The organism is Vibrio bathopelagicus (genome assembly GCF_014879975.1).
GTDB classification, from domain to species: Bacteria; Pseudomonadota; Gammaproteobacteria; order Enterobacterales; family Vibrionaceae; genus Vibrio; species Vibrio bathopelagicus.
In genome coordinates this window covers 803,974-819,984 of sequence record NZ_CP062500.1, presented here as the reverse complement: position 1 = coordinate 819,984, position 16,011 = coordinate 803,974, and the positions used below count along the sequence as shown (strand labels likewise).

General features: G+C 43.0%; 14 protein-coding genes. 8 read left to right on the top strand and 6 right to left on the bottom strand.

The genetic code is table 11. The features are described from left to right. Positions 1–2 precede the first annotated feature (2 nt). The 5 genes from IHV80_RS03630 (at position 3) to lipA (ending at position 4,453) form a co-directional block, all read left to right on the top strand. Positions 3–842 (top strand): septal ring lytic transglycosylase RlpA family protein, encoded by an 840-nt coding sequence (locus tag IHV80_RS03630; protein ID WP_192890091.1) that lies wholly within the window; start codon positions 3–5, stop codon positions 840–842. A gap of 93 nt (positions 843–935) precedes the next feature. After that, positions 936–2,117, top strand: a complete 1,182-nt coding sequence (locus IHV80_RS03625) for a serine hydrolase (RefSeq protein WP_017068508.1) — start codon at positions 936–938, stop codon at positions 2,115–2,117. A 232-nt stretch (positions 2,118–2,349) separates the two neighbouring features. Then, the gene (ybeD, locus tag IHV80_RS03620; protein WP_029223455.1) at positions 2,350–2,628 is read left to right on the top strand and encodes a DUF493 family protein YbeD; all 279 of its coding nucleotides are present in this window, start codon (positions 2,350–2,352) and stop codon (positions 2,626–2,628) included. A gap of 195 nt (positions 2,629–2,823) precedes the next feature. Further along, positions 2,824–3,483, top strand: coding sequence for a lipoyl(octanoyl) transferase LipB (gene lipB / locus IHV80_RS03615; RefSeq protein ID WP_192890090.1), 660 nt, complete (start codon positions 2,824–2,826; stop codon positions 3,481–3,483). A gap of 4 nt (positions 3,484–3,487) precedes the next feature. Further along, positions 3,488–4,453: a lipoyl synthase gene (gene lipA / locus IHV80_RS03610; protein ID WP_017110197.1), complete on the top strand. Its 966-nt coding sequence runs from the start codon at positions 3,488–3,490 to the stop codon at positions 4,451–4,453. Positions 4,454–4,612: 159 nt separating this feature from the next. Here lipA and IHV80_RS03605 read toward each other — a convergent pair whose 3' ends face one another. From IHV80_RS03605 to IHV80_RS03595, 3 genes are all read right to left on the bottom strand, one after another. Next, the gene (locus IHV80_RS03605; RefSeq protein ID WP_192890089.1) at positions 4,613–5,974 is read right to left on the bottom strand and encodes a sodium-dependent transporter; all 1,362 of its coding nucleotides are present in this window, start codon (positions 5,972–5,974) and stop codon (positions 4,613–4,615) included. Between the two features lie 274 nt (positions 5,975–6,248). Beyond that, positions 6,249–7,007, bottom strand: a complete 759-nt coding sequence (locus tag IHV80_RS03600) for a YggN family protein (protein ID WP_192890088.1) — start codon at positions 7,005–7,007, stop codon at positions 6,249–6,251. Between the two features lie 87 nt (positions 7,008–7,094). Then, the gene (locus tag IHV80_RS03595) at positions 7,095–7,568 is read right to left on the bottom strand and encodes a GreA/GreB family elongation factor (protein WP_192890087.1); all 474 of its coding nucleotides are present in this window, start codon (positions 7,566–7,568) and stop codon (positions 7,095–7,097) included. 145 nt (positions 7,569–7,713) lie between these two features. Here IHV80_RS03595 and IHV80_RS03590 point away from each other — a divergent pair, with 145 nt between their 5' ends. Beyond that, entirely contained in the window at positions 7,714–9,648 is a 1,935-nt protein-coding gene (locus IHV80_RS03590; protein ID WP_192890086.1) for a RecQ family ATP-dependent DNA helicase, read from the top strand. A gap of 247 nt (positions 9,649–9,895) precedes the next feature. After that, positions 9,896–11,785 (top strand): methyl-accepting chemotaxis protein, encoded by a 1,890-nt coding sequence (locus IHV80_RS03585; RefSeq protein WP_192890085.1) that lies wholly within the window; start codon positions 9,896–9,898, stop codon positions 11,783–11,785. Positions 11,786–11,922: 137 nt separating this feature from the next. On the opposite strand, the gene dinB is transcribed toward IHV80_RS03585, so the two are convergent. Continuing rightward, complete coding sequence (gene dinB, locus IHV80_RS03580; protein ID WP_192890084.1) at positions 11,923–13,002, bottom strand: DNA polymerase IV; 1,080 nt, start codon at positions 13,000–13,002, stop codon at positions 11,923–11,925. 162 nt (positions 13,003–13,164) lie between these two features. On the opposite strand from dinB, the gene IHV80_RS03575 reads away from it, so the two are divergent. Beyond that, positions 13,165–14,394, top strand: coding sequence for a GGDEF domain-containing response regulator (locus IHV80_RS03575; protein WP_192890083.1), 1,230 nt, complete (start codon positions 13,165–13,167; stop codon positions 14,392–14,394). A 191-nt stretch (positions 14,395–14,585) separates the two neighbouring features. Here IHV80_RS03575 and nqrM read toward each other — a convergent pair whose 3' ends face one another. Both nqrM and IHV80_RS03565 read right to left on the bottom strand, forming a co-directional pair. Continuing rightward, positions 14,586–14,840, bottom strand: a complete 255-nt coding sequence (gene nqrM, locus IHV80_RS03570; protein ID WP_017104444.1) for a (Na+)-NQR maturation NqrM — start codon at positions 14,838–14,840, stop codon at positions 14,586–14,588. A gap of 16 nt (positions 14,841–14,856) precedes the next feature. After that, positions 14,857–15,861 (bottom strand): FAD:protein FMN transferase, encoded by a 1,005-nt coding sequence (locus tag IHV80_RS03565; protein ID WP_192890082.1) that lies wholly within the window; start codon positions 15,859–15,861, stop codon positions 14,857–14,859. Between the last annotated feature and the right edge of the window lie 150 nt (positions 15,862–16,011).

The following is a 16,011-nucleotide window of genomic DNA, read 5'->3' as shown; positions in this document are numbered from 1 at the left end:
TGATGTCTATTAAAGCATTCCCCCTAACAACATCTTTGGTCAATGAACTGCCAATCAAAAAAATGCTGTCTATCGTCGGCTTGGCGGTTTTGATTAACGGTTGTTCTTCCCAAGAGCAAAAAGGTCGTTACGACATTGATTCTGATATTGCGCCAGGTGCGCCAATATCAGTCGAGCACTTAGAAGACGCTCACCCGCAGTATGAACCTTACAGCTTAGGCGGCAACACTAACTACACTCTGCGTGGCGAAGACTACAAAATCGTAAAAAAAACCGAAGGGTTTACCGAGAAAGGAAAAGCCTCTTGGTACGGTAAGAAATTTCATGGCCATTTAACCTCAAATGGCGAGATCTACGACATGTATTCCATGTCAGCAGCGCACAAAACATTGCCTATTCCAAGCTATGTAAAAGTGACAAATACCGATAACAACAAAACGACGATTGTTCGTATCAATGACCGAGGTCCATTCCACGAAGGCCGAATCATTGACCTTAGTTATGCGGCAGCTTACAAGCTCGATGTCTTGAGAACTGGCACAGCAAATGTTGAGATAGAAGTCATCACTGTGGCTATGCCAACCGACGCGAATAAAAAGGCTGCTTTGCCTCAATTTATTATTCAGGTAGCTACATCTCCGCATGAAGATAGAACAGAGAAGTTAGCCAAAGATCTAGGCGAAAAGCTAGCTGTAGCAACGTTCTTGCAGCCAAATAACGACAACTACCGTCTGATGCTTGGACCATTTCATGACTATGCTCTGACTCAAGAGAAATTAGAACAAGTTAAGCTACTGGGTTACCCGTCAGCTTATATAAAAAAGCACACGCTAACTCGCTAATTAATCTAACAGTTACTTCTGGTAATCAGCGCTCTGGTGTGACAGAGTGATTCTGTTAATATATGAATAGTTCACCAAATAATTGCATTCAAAATGATTAAATCTAATAAACTTGTTAAATCGATTTTTGCTACTTCTGTTGCTCTTTCTGCAACGATAGCTACATCGTCATTCGCCGCTCCTATTGTTGTACCTGATGCACCTCAAATCGCCGCTAAAGGTTTTGTTCTGATGGATTACCATTCAGGCAAAGTACTAGCAGAGAAAGAAATGAACACTCAGCTTTCTCCAGCAAGTTTAACCAAGATGATGACGAGCTACGTGATTGGCCAAGAGCTTGATCGTGGTAACATCAACTTAAACGACGACGTTGTCATTAGCGAAAACGCTTGGGCTAAAAACTTCCCAGACTCATCTAAGATGTTCGTTGAAGTGGGTACAACGGTTAAAGTTGAAGAACTGAACCGTGGCATCATCATTCAATCAGGTAACGATGCTTGTGTCGCAATGGCTGAGCATATTGCTGGCTCTGAAGACGCATTCGTTGACCTAATGAACGCTTGGGCAAGCTCTATTGGTATGAAAGACACGCACTTCGCTAACGTGCACGGTCTAGACAATCCAAACCTATACTCAACGCCTTATGATATGGCTCTACTTGGTCAGGCTCTGATTCGTGACGTTCCTGATGAGTACCGTATCTACTCAGAGAAAAAATTCACTTACAACGGCATCACCCAGTACAACCGTAACGGTCTGTTATGGGATAAGAGTATGAACGTTGATGGCATTAAAACTGGCCATACAAGCAACGCAGGTTACAGTCTAGTAAGCTCAGCAACAGAAGGCAAAATGCGTCTAGTTGCGGTTGTGATGGGCACGAAAAATGCGAACGCTCGTAAAACAGAAAGCAAAAAGCTACTGAGCTACGGTTTCCGTTTCTTCGAAACAGTGGCACCACATACTGCTGGTGAGACATTCGTTGAAGAAAAAATCTGGATGGGTAGCAAGGACACGGTTGCTCTAGGTGTCGACGAAGATACTTTCGTTACTCTACCTCGTGGCCAAGCGAAGAACCTAAAGGCTAGCTTCGTTCTTGAAAAAGAACTGGAAGCACCAATTAGTAAAGGCGATGTTGTAGGTAAACTATTCTACCAAGTTGATGGTGAAGACGTTGCTGAATACCCGCTACTTGCACTTGAAGATGTAGACCAAGGCAGCCTATTTAGCCGTCTATGGGACTACCTAGTACTGCTGTTCAAAGGTTTATTCTAAACGAGTTAAAGGTTTGTTCTAAGCAATACACAAACTTCTTGTCTAGCTAACCTAATGAGTAAATTACTTATTTACTCATTAACGAAACAAAAGCCGCCATGTGCGGCTTTTGTTGATCTTGAGTTCGGTGATATTTACACGTAATATTCCGCCTTATTACTCGTGTCTGTTGACCGAACACGCTTTTTATCGACATTTCGCCAATTTGCGAGAGTCTAGCCTTTTGGAGCTAATCATGAACATCAATTCTGATGCAAAACTAAAAGATCTCTTAGAGTTCCCTTGTTCATTCACTTACAAAGTAATGGGCTACGCTAAGCCAGAGCTTACAGAGCTAGTGCTAGAAGTGATCCAGCGTCATGCTCCTGGTGACTACAGCCCAACACTAAAACCGAGTGCGAAAGGCAACTACCACTCTGTTTCAATCAATATTACAGCGACTTCAATTGAACAAGTAGAAACGCTATACAAAGAACTGGGCGACATTGAAATCGTTCGTATGGTTCTGTAATAGACGATTACACATGAAAAACAGCGGCTTATTGCCGCTGTTTTTGTTTGAGGCACCCTACCGGACTCAAAATCATTCAACTTAATTTTCAATAAATACAAAGAAAGTTGAAAAACCTTGCAGTCCGTCTGTAGTTAGAATCATGTTTCGCGTTTATAATGCGTTCACTTTATTAATCCTTGGGGGAGTGCTGCTTTGCAAAATAAGCTAATCGTAAAAAAATTAGGCCGTCAGGATTACGAACCTGTGTGGAAAGCCATGCATAAGTTCACAGACGAACGCACAGAAGAAGACGTAGACCAAGTTTGGTTGGTTGAACACAACCCTGTCTTCACTCAAGGACAAGCAGGCAAAGCCGAGCATGTATTAAATGCTGGCGATATCCCTGTAATACAAAGCGATCGCGGTGGCCAAGTGACTTATCACGGCCCAGGTCAGTTAGTTGCTTACTTTTTGATTAACATCCGCCGCAAAAAATTCGGTGTACGTGATTTGGTGACTCATATAGAGAACCTCGTAATCAACACTCTGAAAGCTTACAATATAAATTCAACTGCCCGACCTGACGCCCCCGGTGTCTATGTCGATGGCAAGAAAATCTGTTCACTCGGATTACGTATTCGACGCGGCTGCTCATTTCATGGGCTTGCACTCAACGTCGATATGGACCTCTCTCCGTTTCTACGCATTAACCCATGTGGTTACCAAGGTATGGAAATGGTTCAGGTAAGCCAGTTAGGCGGACCAAGTGAATTAGAAAACGTTGAGCAACAGTTAATACAAGAGCTAGTAGAACTACTCGGCTATGACCAAGTAGACATTCAAGCCACCAGTAACATTACAGCAGAAGCATAAAATCATGAGCAAACCAATCCAAATGGAAAAAGGCGTTAAATATCGTGACGCTGACAAAATGGCATTAATTCCCGTAAAGAATATGCCTGCTGAACAGAAAGAAGTTCTACGTAAGCCTGCATGGATGAAGATTAAACTTCCTTCAGACAGCCATCGTATTCAAGAAATCAAATCAGCAATGCGTAAAAACAACCTGCACTCAGTTTGTGAAGAAGCGTCTTGCCCTAACCTAGCCGAGTGTTTTAACCACGGCACGGCAACGTTTATGATTCTTGGCGCTATCTGTACTCGTCGCTGCCCGTTCTGTGATGTTGCCCATGGTCGTCCTGTTGCTCCTGAAGCAGAAGAGCCGAAGAAACTGGCTAAGACGATTAAAGACATGAAACTGAAGTACGTTGTAATCACTTCAGTTGACCGCGATGACCTGCGTGATGGTGGTGCTCAGCACTTTGCTGACTGTAACCGTGAAATTCGCGAACAAAATCCAAACATTCGCATTGAAACACTGGTTCCAGACTTCCGTGGTCGTATGGACGTTGCACTTGATCTAATGAAAGACAACCCGCCAGATGTTTTCAACCACAACCTAGAGACAGCGCCACGCCTATACCGCAAAGCGCGTCCAGGCGCGAACTACAAATGGTCTCTTGATCTATTAAGAAAATTCAAAGAGCAACACCCAGACATCCCAACTAAGTCTGGTGTGATGATGGGTCTTGGTGAAACGAAAGAAGAGATCGTTCAAGTACTGAAAGATCTTCGTGAACATGGCGTGACTATGCTGACACTAGGCCAATACCTAGCACCAAGCCGTCACCACTTACCAGTAGAACGCTACGTGCCGCCTTCAGAGTTTGATGAGCTGAAAGAGATTGCTCTTGAACTAGGCTTCACTCACGCAGCTTGTGGCCCGTTTGTACGTTCTTCTTACCATGCCGACTTGCAAGCTCAAGGTATGGAAATTAAGTAATCACATTGCTTAAACCAAAATTGAAAAGGCGCTGAACTGTATGTTCAGCGCCTTTTTTCTATCGAGTAAAACAAGCTTGTTCGATACTAAAACAACAAAACCACTCATTGAGAGTGGCCTTGAACTGCAAGTCTAATAATCTAGATGCTAAATGGTCGACTATCCAAATGAAGCCCAGATAACCGTCGCCACCAATATTGGGCACACGAACTTCACATACATTGGCCACACTTTACCAAACCAGCCAAGTTGAAAATCAGGACAACCATGTTCAAGCTCTTTCACTTTTGAAGCTCGGCTCCATACCCAACCACCAAACAGGCAGAACATCAGTGCAGCGACCGGTTGAAGGTACTGAGTCGCTATCATCGCAACCATACCAAACATCGCGGCAAAGTTGTAAACAATCACTACACTGAACAATGCGATAGCGCCACCAATCACCCAGCTTGTTGGTGTTCGTCTAGTATTGAAACGCTCACTCACTAGCGCTACAGGCCCTTCCAACATCGAAATCGAAGAAGTAAGAGCAGCAATCGTTAGCAACAAGAAGAAGACAATTGCGAAGATCTGACCAAGTACGCCTAAGCTATCAAACATCAAAGGCAGAACCGTAAATACGAGCGTGTCAGAGCTCAATAGTGAGCCATCTTCAGCGTAGATTTGTACGCCCTTCTGCATCGCAACAAACATTGCGGGCATAACCACTAAGCCAGCAATAAAAGCGACAGCGGTATCAACCAAGGTCACGTTCATCGCCATTTTTGGTAGGTTCTCTTTCTTGCTTAAGTAAGAACCGTAAACCAACATAGAGCAACCACCAATGGTTAGCGAGAAGAAGCCTTGTCCCATTGCCGCTAGAATGAGTTTTCTATCCCACACTTTCTCAAAGTCTGGAACCAAGTAATGTTTCAGGCCTTCTATCGCGCCTGATTGCGTCATGATGTAAACAAACAGTAAGCCAAACAAAATGAACAACGCTGGCATTAAGCGAGTCGACCACTTCTCGATGCCCTGCTTCACACCACCTTGAACAATCAGAATAGTCAGTACATAGAAGATCACGGTACCAAACACGTTTCGTTCAACACTGAAGCCTTTGAACCAATCAGCGATAGACTCTAAGCCAATCAGGTCAGCAACCGCGCCAAAAAGGAAGCAAATCAACCAACCGCCGACAATGCTATAAAAGGCCAACACAGCGCTTGGAACACTTAATCCAATCCAACCGACAAATTCACCGACCTTCTTGCCTAACGGATTTGTCGTCAACGAGCGCATACTATCGACAGGATTCGCTTGACCATGACGGCCAATCGCCATCTCAACCACCAGCATTGGGAAAGCAACCACGAAGATCATAATTAGGTAAACAAGCAGAAAAGCGCCACCGCCGTTACTAGCAACTTGGGTTGGGAAACCCCAAATATTACCTAAGCCAACAGCCGCACCTGCTGCTGCTAAAATAAAACCCAAACGAGAACTAAAGTGCTCTCTTGAAGAGGAAGATTGTTGGTTCATATTGCCCGCATAAAAAATCAGTGAACTAGTTGAGAAGTACAGTAATCAAAAGCAATGATAGGCACAACCAATAAATGTACAATTATCTTATTTTTACAATCCATTTAGTATTTAAGACCAAGTTATTAACAATCATTCAGACTAACTGACCACACAAAATCAAAACAACGATTGATTAGCCTATTGAGAGGCATTCCTAAATTAATCGTTAGCTTATTTAACCCATAAAAAAAGAGCACCAATCGGTGCTCTTCTGACGAATTTGAAACTCAGACTAGATAGTAAATACTTGGTAGTCTTTTAGGTTCGGAATGATTTTATGCAGCTCTTGCTCTTGCTCTGCCATCTCATCTAGAGAATCACAGAACTCATTCGCTTCCTCTTGTACTTGTTGAGAGTGCTCTTTCATTCGCTCTTCAACTTTAAGCTTTAATTCAGCCATGCTATCAGCCATTTCGGTCAGATTTAGTCCGCCGTCTTGCTTCATCTTTTCCGACATCGCATTAAAGGCACTCGAGATAAACTCTTGGTTAAAGATCTCCTTAGCCTTTTCGAAATCTTCAGACCAACCACTCGCCATCGAATCGAAACTATCAGCCGGTAAGATTAACTCGCCATCTTTATAATATCGAGCCTCTAATTCAGCAAAGTACGTTTTCATTGATTCTTTTACATTATCAAACGACTCTGGAGAATCTAGGCTGGCCGCGATGTCATCAATAACATCATTCGCCAAAGCCAAGCTGTCATTCGCCATTTGTTTTGCGCGTGGTAAATACTCATTCATGCTGTCGCGGTATTTTTCAATTGCCGCTTGTTGGTCGGCATCAAGTGCGACCTTTTCACCATGAATATAAAGATCATTGTTGCCATCAAGAATCGCTGTATCACCGTTTACTTGATGGATTTCTACTTTCTGCTCATCAATTCGTAGTTCATTTTTCAAATCAACTCGACACTGAGCTGCAAAAGTTGGCAGGCTCACAACAGCGGTAGCCACTGTTAATGATGCAATTAATACGCTTTTTTTCATAACACCCTCTCATCAATCTGCCCAATGACTATACCGCTAGTTTATGCTTCTTTGTCAGAAAAACGTTTATATTTCTAAGCTTGTCATTCAGTCAATCGATACCACTTCATAGCAGAACTGTTTATCAGCGACCCTAAACTCAACCTCATCACCGACTTCTTTACCCATTAGAGCCTGACCAAATGGTGCATTTGCTGTCACTATCGCAATCTCATTTTCGTGCCACGTAATAGAAAGCCCCCCTACTCTTGGCCCCAGGAAAAAGTGCTTATGTTCATCATGTTCGTCAATGACCACAACATAGCTGCTGACGGTGATTCTTTCACTGTCTCGTAATACGAGATTTCGGTAACACTGGATATCCTCTTCACACTCTTGAACTCGCATCGCTTGTCCATGCGCAAGATACGAGGCTTCTAACGCCAATGTATCGTATTTGTGCTCTGGCACGGTCTCTTCATCGGTGGCAGCATCAATAGCTCGCTGAGTCGCAGATTGTGCGATGCGTAACCGTGATTCGAGTTGCTCTAAAATTATTTGTCGAAGCTCAGACTTATTCATACTTTTGGAGTGCTTTTCTATAGGAGCTACAGAATAGAATTAGGTACAATCAGGTGCAAGACATTTGATTCATCAAGCGACGCGATCATAGAAAGGCGAACGCTTTAGCATCAATACGACACTTAATAACTCAGGTAGAACACAAATGATTGAGCAGAAGCTAAAACAAGTATTCGGATTCGATTCACTGCGTCATGGGCAAAAGCAAGTCATTGATAATGTTCTATCCGGTCACTCTACCGCGGCTATATTCCCGACGGGCTCAGGTAAATCGCTGTGCTACCAATTACCCGCGTTAGAACTCCCTCATTTAACCCTGGTTATCTCTCCACTGTTAGCCTTAATGAAAGACCAGTTAAGCTTCTTACACAGTAAAGGGATCAGCGCCGCTGCGATAGAATCAAGTCAAGACAGACAAACCACTCAGCAAGTGATGCAATCTGTGCGTAACGGAGAAACTAAGATCCTGATGATCTCCGTCGAGCGTTTGAAGAATGAACGCTTTCGCCAGTTCATTTCTCAGGTTCCAATCTCTCTACTTGTGGTCGACGAGGCGCACTGTATTTCAGAGTGGGGACACAACTTTAGACCCGATTATCTCAAGTTACCTCAATACCAAAAACAACTGAATATCCCGCAGGTATTACTACTGACTGCAACCGCAACAACCTCAGTTATCCAAGACATGAAGTCTAAGTTTGATATCGATGAGGAACGCGTTGTTGTTACGGGTTTCTATCGTCAAAATCTCGATCTGTCGATTCAGCCTTGTGAACAAGCTAGTAAGCTAGAGACTCTGTGCTCTGTCGCAAATCAAGCGCCTCAAGCTCCAACCATCGTTTATGTCACCCTTCAGCAAACGGCAGAGATGGTGGCTCAACAACTACGCAATGCAGGAATCAACGCAGTCGCTTACCATGCGGGGCTTAAACCAGAAAATAGAGATGCTATTCAACATCAATTCATGAATGATGACGTGCATTGTATTGTGGCGACGATTGCTTTCGGGATGGGCGTCGACAAGTCAAACATTCGCCGTGTGATTCACTTCGACTTACCCAAATCGATAGAGAACTACTCGCAAGAAATCGGCAGAGCAGGCCGAGATGGTCAACCTTCAACATGTATTCTTCTCGCCAACAAGTATGGCCTCAGTACGCTAGAGAACTTCGTATTTGGTGATACGCCAGACAACATCTCGATCCAAACTGTCTTGAAAGAGATCTACGAAAACCAAAACATTGGGGCTTCTGGTGCAAACCAATGGGAGATCATGCTCAACCAACTATCGCGTGAATCTAACATTCGTCAACTTCCGCTAAAAACACTGTTGGTCTATCTCGAAATTGAAGGCGTGATTGAGCCTAAATACAGCTACTTCGCTGACTACAAATTTAAGTTCATTCGTCCTAAGCAACAGATCACGGAACAATTCCAAGGAGAGCGCCGACACTTCGTAGAGGCTATTTTCCAATGCTCACCACAAGCAAGAGTTTGGTGCCAAGTTGATTTCGATGCGCTTTGGACACACTTCCAGGCTGATCGTCAACGTGTTGTTACCGCTATCGACTACTTCAATGAACAAGGCTGGATTGAACTGGAAAGTAAGCAGATCACGGATGTTTACGCGATCCACAATACGTCTGAAAATATGATGCAATTATCAGAACGTTTAACTGAGTTGTTTAAGGCAAAAGAGAGCAGTGAGATAAACCGTCTTAACCAAATGCTGAGCTTCTTTGAGGCTGATACCTGCCTAAGCTCACGCCTTGCGAGTTACTTCGCCGATGATAAAGCACCCAAAAACTGTGGTCACTGCTCAGTATGTCGAGGGGAAGTGGCAATCTTACCAACCGTAGATGTTGAACCTGTTGATGATGAGACAGTGATGACATGGGTTCACGAGTTTATTTCCGCCAGCCAACAGCTGATTACAGACGAAGCGATTACTCGCTTCTTATGCGGAATCGCCACCCCGCTTTCAACCAAGCTTAAAGCCAGTAAAATGGTTGGTTACGGCAAGCTAGATCAACAACCGTTCAGTGACACCTTAGCACGAGTAAAGCAACTCCCGAGGTAAGCCCCTACATAGAAAAAACCGACTAGGCGACAACGCTTAGTCGGTAGTCTTTAGCTGACATATATTCTCTATTCCCATCAACGGTTCCTTTATCTACTTAAGCTGTCAATTCAATCATTACTGCCACTTAGAACCTCAATAACAATCAATAACCTTTAAAAACTATACGAAACGTCAAATTCGTTAACAATCGCCCGACTTACCAAATTTGATTCATCCCCCTACTTCGTATTAAAGGATCCTTAGAATGGTCAAGAAGATATCCCTATCTTTTCTGTTAGTTATGCTCGGTTTGTTTTTGATCGCGTTAACATCTGCAAATTACTACCTCAATAACTGGAAGTGGGAAAACATTCAGGAGAATAACGACGAAGTGGTCAGTGTCGTTTCTCAAACATTTGAGTCAAACCTAGATGATGCGAAATCTATGATTCAGCAATTTGCCTTTTTACTTCCATATTATGGAGCTGATGCCCCGTTCGATGAATCTCGAATGCTCCGTGTATTAGATAGAGTTCATTCCGCAAATCCTGCATTTATTGATGTCTATTTTGCAGACATCAATGGCACTCCATTTAGTGCACTATCTAAAGGCTGGGTTAAAGATTTCAATGTTATCGAAATGCAGAGAGAGTGGTTCCTCGCCATATCAGCTAAAGGCAACCCAAGCTATATATCCGCTCCATATGTTAGTAACACAGGAGAGCGAGTTATTTCAGTATCGGCTCCGATTAAACGAAATGGGCAGTTAGTGGGAGTATTTGGTGTGGATATAACGTTATCTGAGTTAATGCCGGAGTTTGGTGTCGAATTTGCTATTACCACAAAGGATGGTGAGATCGTGATGGCTGACGCTTCAACCAGAGAAACTGGCTGGGTAAACAAAAACATCTATGAATTAAGACCGAACTTCAAAACATTAACTGAAGATCCATATCTATACACTGCGGATGGATCTAACGAACCTTACACAGTATCAAAACAACCTCTTACCGAAAGTTACGACCTTTTTGCATGGACAAATCAAAGCCATGAAGACTCTATGAACAAGAGCCTAATGACAGGAATCATAGGGTTATTTATTTGTATTGGCATTTTGTTAATGATCACCGTTTATGTGGCTATTAGAAGGCAACTTCGTAATCTGCCAATCATGGTATCTACACTTGAACAAATGTCTATTGGTCAGTTTACCCCACTAAAAGCTAACAACAGTAACAACGAGCTAGACCAAGTACAGGCATCGTTACAAAGTTTACAAGAAAGTATCTCTCATATTGTTAATCAATCTAGCGTAAAGATGTCCGACTTGGCTGTACAACAAACTAGAATTGAGCAGTTAATCGATGACACCAACAACAACGCTAGTTCTGGTTTCAATAATGTAGAGCAAGTCGCAACCGCCGCGACAGAACTTTCTGCCGCAGCTTCTAGCGTATCTGATAATGCTGCACATGCAGATAGGATGGCAAAAGCAACAATGCAAGTTATAGAAAACAGCGCGCAGGTCATCAACGAAGCCGACAATATAAATAATGATGTGAGTTCGGCTATGGCTGAATCAGCCATAATCGTCAATGAGTTAAGAGAACACTCTGAGCATATAAACTCCGTAGTGGAAGTTATAAATTCAATATCGGAACAAACTAACTTACTCGCCCTCAATGCGGCTATTGAAGCAGCTCGAGCAGGAGAGCATGGAAGAGGCTTTTCTGTGGTTGCTGATGAAGTCAGATCTTTAGCAAAAAGAACTCAAGTTTCTACTGTTGATATCAAAAATATCATTACTCAACTGCAATCCCAATCAAGAAAAGCTGATGAATACATGTCGTCCAACACAGTTCTAGTTCAGCGCTCACAAGAGATGATGCTTGAGCTATCACAAGCATTTACTGATATTAGGCAGCAAGTAATGGAGATTTCGGAAATGAACACAATGGTATCTTCAGCATCAGAGGAGCAAAGAATTGTAACTCAAGATATCACCGAACGTATTGAAGGAATCAATACCACCGTAAAAAATAGCGTGACTAGTGCACAGCACACCCAAGAAGCCAATATCGTCATATCACAAAGAACTTCTGATTTAAAAGAAGTCTTGGCTTTTTTCAACATAGGCCAAACTAACAAACGATAGATATCTAGACGATTTAACTTATCATCCGAATCTCTCCATACCTACAACCAATAAAGCTTTCTGATGGCGCTCTAGTAAAGAGCGCTGTCAATTTCAACCCTAGTGTCAATTGGTTGAAGATCACAGCTTAAGTAGTCTTATAACGCTAAATTTAACTGCTTCACTTGTTCTTTGGGTTGTAACATCACACTCAAACCAAGTAAGCGTATCTCTCGCCCTTGTTGCCTTTTTAAGATCTCACTTAATAGTTCTTTGAAGTGTTCACGATCCAATGAAGCATGTATATGCTCGATGGTGGTTTGTTGGAAATCGGCAAACTTGAGCTTAATGCCCTGCTTGATGATCGCTTTACTTGGGCTGGCTTTTTCTAGGCGAGTTTCAAGCTCAGGAAACAGCTTGTCTTCTATCACCTGCCAGCATTCAGTATAAGTCGAAATGTTTTGAGTAAATGTGCGCTCAACGCCTACGGATTTACGCTCACGTTCTATGATCACTTCTCTTTCATCGATACCATGGCTTCGCTTCCACAGCGATGCACCTTGGCGGCCAAACCTAAGCAGTAAATCACGATAGTCAGACGCTTTAATATCCTTACACGTAAAAAAACCTGCCTGATGCAGTTTTTCAATACTCACCTTACCCACACCTGGAATCTTTTCGAGTGGAAGGTCATCAATGACTGCCTGCACGTCTTGAGGGGGAATCACAAACTGGCCATTGGGCTTATTCATATCCGAAGCCACTTTAGCCAAGAACTTTATCGGTGCGACACCGGCTGAAGCAGTAAGATTTAACTCGTTCCAAATATCGCGGCGAATTGACTCGGCAATCAGTGTCGCAGAACCGTGACACAACTTTGATTCAGTCACGTCAAGAAACGCTTCATCCAGAGAAAGAGGTTCAATCAATGATGTGTATCGAGAAAAAATTTCGCGGATTTTTTTAGATATCTCAACATAAACCTGCATTCTTCCCGGAACCACCAATAAGTTAGGACAAAGCTGTAGCGCTTTCCCCGTTGGCATAGCAGAACGAATACCAAACTTGCGAGCTTCATAGTTACAGGTACTCAAGACACCTCGTTGTTTTTCATGCCCACCAACCGCAAGTGGTCGATTTCGGTAAGCTGGGTTATCCCGCATTTCTACAGCTGCGTAAAAACAATCCATATCAACATGGATTATTTTTCTTATTTTATTTTGTTCTGCACTACACATCTAACAACAACCCACCCAACAACTGTATCTATAAACAGTATAATCAATTATTATCAGATTTAAAATGATCTGGAGTCCAGCTCCACAGGTTTCACTTCAATAGCGCCCTACTATTCTGATAGTATTGTTAACGAGTATTTAGTCTATAAGTAGGGATAGCTTTTGAGTGAAAAAATACTAGTAGTAGAAGATAGTCGCGCATTCAGAAACTACCTGTACCAGCAATTTAAGAACGACGGCTACGAGGTTGCGCTAGCAGAATCTGTGGCAGAAGCTAAAGCTATCTTGGAACAAGAGACGGATTTCTTGTGTGCGGTACTAGATTACTGCTTACCCGACGGTCAAGATGGCGAGATCATCGACTTGGTACTCAGTTACCAACAAAAGATCATTGTGCTAACAGGCATGTTCAACAACACACTTCGAGAGCAGGTGCTTGCGAAAGGTGTGCTCGATTACATCCTCAAAGACAGCATGTCTTCGGTAAGTTACTTACTTCCTCTGGTCAATAGAATCTCAAATAACCGATACCATAAAGCGTTGGTCGTTGATGATTCAGCTGTGGTTCGCAGATATGTCGTCCAACTCCTCGAACATCAATATATTCAAACGATTCAAGCGGAAGATGGCGAGCAAGCGCTAGAGCTTCTCCGCAACGACCCAGATATCACTTTTGTCGTTACCGATCATGACATGCCGAAAAAAGATGGCATTTCGATGACCCGTGACATTCGAGTTAACCACGACCGAAATCAACTCGCCATTCTTGGACTATCAGGCAGTGACGATCGCACCATGACCGCGCGCTTCCTTAAAGCGGGCGCCAACGACTTCCTCTATAAACCATTTAACCAAGAAGAATTCTTCTGCCGCATCCACCAACTGCTCGACATGAAGGAAGCGACCAATGAACTGTTTCGTCATGCCAATGAGGATGCTCTCACGGGGCTATGGAACCGTCGCTACTTGTTTAATCAATCGTGTAAAGGCTGTGAAGAACGTAATATCGCGATGATGGATATCGACTTTTTCAAGAAAGTGAACGATACCTTCGGCCATGATGGTGGCGATGCGGTACTAGTTGCTGTGGGCGGCATCATCAAGGATCACTTCAACGATGATGTAGCCGTTCGTTTCGGTGGCGAAGAGTTTTGTATTCAGTCGTGTGGGTCGTTTGAAAGCTTCGTTGATAACCTAGAATCAATGAGAGTGGCAATAGAAGCTCATGAAGTGATTCATGAATCCCAAAGCATTAAAGTCAGTATCAGCATTGGTGTCACTGATTTAAACGGCAAACTAGATGAACAAATAAAAGCAGCCGACGAACTGCTTTATACGGCCAAAGAACAAGGCAGAAACCAGCTTGTATGCGCTCGAAATAAGAGTTCATAGGTAGTTAGGCTATATAGATAGACAGATATAACAGCCAAATCCTTTATAGGCAGGCTTGTAGGCTTTTCATTTTAAGCATTTGAAACAAAAAGAGCTCAAGACAATGCCTTGAGCTCTTTGCGTTTAGAGAGCTAGATGATCCATTAGTTAAAGACTAATTAAGGAAAACTAGCATCAACCGTTATCACCGATTAAGCGATACGATCTTTACTCCAAGCCGCTTCTTTTTCTTGACGCTCAGCCAGTTTCTCAACTCGGTAAGCTTCGCGTGCTTCGCGCTTTTTACGCGCATCACAAGGTTCTGGGCAATTACAGACTTTGTCGATACCGACAGCACCTAAACCACCACAACTACCTTTCACAACTTTCTTTTGGACAATATAGCCAATCGACATTGCTGTGATCACGGCAAGAAAAACACCAAATGTAATCAGAAATGTATTCATAATTCTCTCGCTTACCTTATTTACCTAAGTATGGCTTAAATGCTTCTGAAGCAATTTCTTTAAAGCCATCTGCTGTTTTAACCACCATAAACGCTGGGATGTTATGCTGGTTAGCGATTTCCATTCCTCTGACTTCACCTAAGACCATAAGGCCAGTAGATAAGCCGTCTGCAGTCATTGAAGACGGGTTTAAAACAGTCACTGAAACCACTTTGTGATGAAGAGGTTTACCTGTTTCTGGGTTGATGATGTGTGAGTAACGAACACCATCACGCTCGAAATAGTTACGATAGTCACCAGAGGTTGCAATCGCCATATCACCCGGTTCGATGATCTCTTGAATAGTACGCTCTTCTACACTTGGTTTTTCAATCGCTATGCGCCAACCCACATTGTCACGGTTTAGACCTTTCAAGCGAATTTCACCGCCAATTTCAACCATGTAGTTGTGAATGCCAATTGAATCAAGGTAGTCAGCTACAACGTCAACACCCCAACCTTTTGCAATTGTCGAAAGATCGACATAAAGGTTCGGTAGGTCCTTGGTGAGTTTGTTGCCTTCAATGCTCAGGTGATGGATACCCACCTTCGCCTTACGAGCAGCAAGCTCTTCGTCTGTAGGAACAACTTCTGGGCGTGCTTCGGGGCCAAACCCCCACAAGTTAACTAAAGGACCAACGGTAACATCCAACGCACCTTCAGTAAGACCGTTCAAACGAATCGCTTCTTTCACCACAATTGCAGTTTGCTCAGAAACTTCAAATGCGTCTGCACCTTTGTGCTGATTAAAACGGCTTAACTCTGAGTCTTCACGGTAAGTCGACATCTGATCGTTTACTTCTTCAAGTAAACGATCAATCTCGGTGTGAATATCTTTAGACTCAGGGAACTCATCACCATTGATGTATTTAATATTGTAGCTAGTACCCATCGTTGGGCCACTTAAATGCACTTGCTCAATCGGCTTTTCACAGCCAGCAAGAAAAATTAAAGAAGTTAATGCAACAAGCCAAATTCTCACTTGCTTACTCCTGTCTAATGTTGAGGATTTATATAAGGAAAAATAAGAGTAAACATAGGTCTTAAAAATACCTTACTCTTTCTTATATAAGCCAGTATGTTGTCAAAACGAGCTTTAGAAAAACAAATGGCTGACTCGTAGGAGTCAGCC

What these genes read in the sequence shown, in the direction of transcription:
- IHV80_RS03600 (WP_192890088.1), bottom strand. Translation starts at nt 7,007, where the DNA reads ATGAAAAAAAGCGTATTAATTGCATCATTAACAGTGGCTACCGCTGTT.
- IHV80_RS03625 (WP_017068508.1), top strand. Translation starts at nt 936, where the DNA reads ATGATTAAATCTAATAAACTTGTTAAATCGATTTTTGCTACTTCTGTT.
- dinB (WP_192890084.1), bottom strand. Translation starts at nt 13,002, where the DNA reads ATGTGTAGTGCAGAACAAAATAAAATAAGAAAAATAATCCATGTTGAT.
- IHV80_RS03630 (WP_192890091.1), top strand. Translation starts at nt 3, where the DNA reads ATGTCTATTAAAGCATTCCCCCTAACAACATCTTTGGTCAATGAACTG.
- nqrM (WP_017104444.1), bottom strand. Translation starts at nt 14,840, where the DNA reads ATGAATACATTTCTGATTACATTTGGTGTTTTTCTTGCCGTGATCACA.
- lipA (WP_017110197.1), top strand. Translation starts at nt 3,488, where the DNA reads ATGAGCAAACCAATCCAAATGGAAAAAGGCGTTAAATATCGTGACGCT.
- IHV80_RS03595 (WP_192890087.1), bottom strand. Translation starts at nt 7,568, where the DNA reads ATGAATAAGTCTGAGCTTCGACAAATAATTTTAGAGCAACTCGAATCA.
- IHV80_RS03585 (WP_192890085.1), top strand. Translation starts at nt 9,896, where the DNA reads ATGGTCAAGAAGATATCCCTATCTTTTCTGTTAGTTATGCTCGGTTTG.
- IHV80_RS03605 (WP_192890089.1), bottom strand. Translation starts at nt 5,974, where the DNA reads ATGAACCAACAATCTTCCTCTTCAAGAGAGCACTTTAGTTCTCGTTTG.
- IHV80_RS03590 (WP_192890086.1), top strand. Translation starts at nt 7,714, where the DNA reads ATGATTGAGCAGAAGCTAAAACAAGTATTCGGATTCGATTCACTGCGT.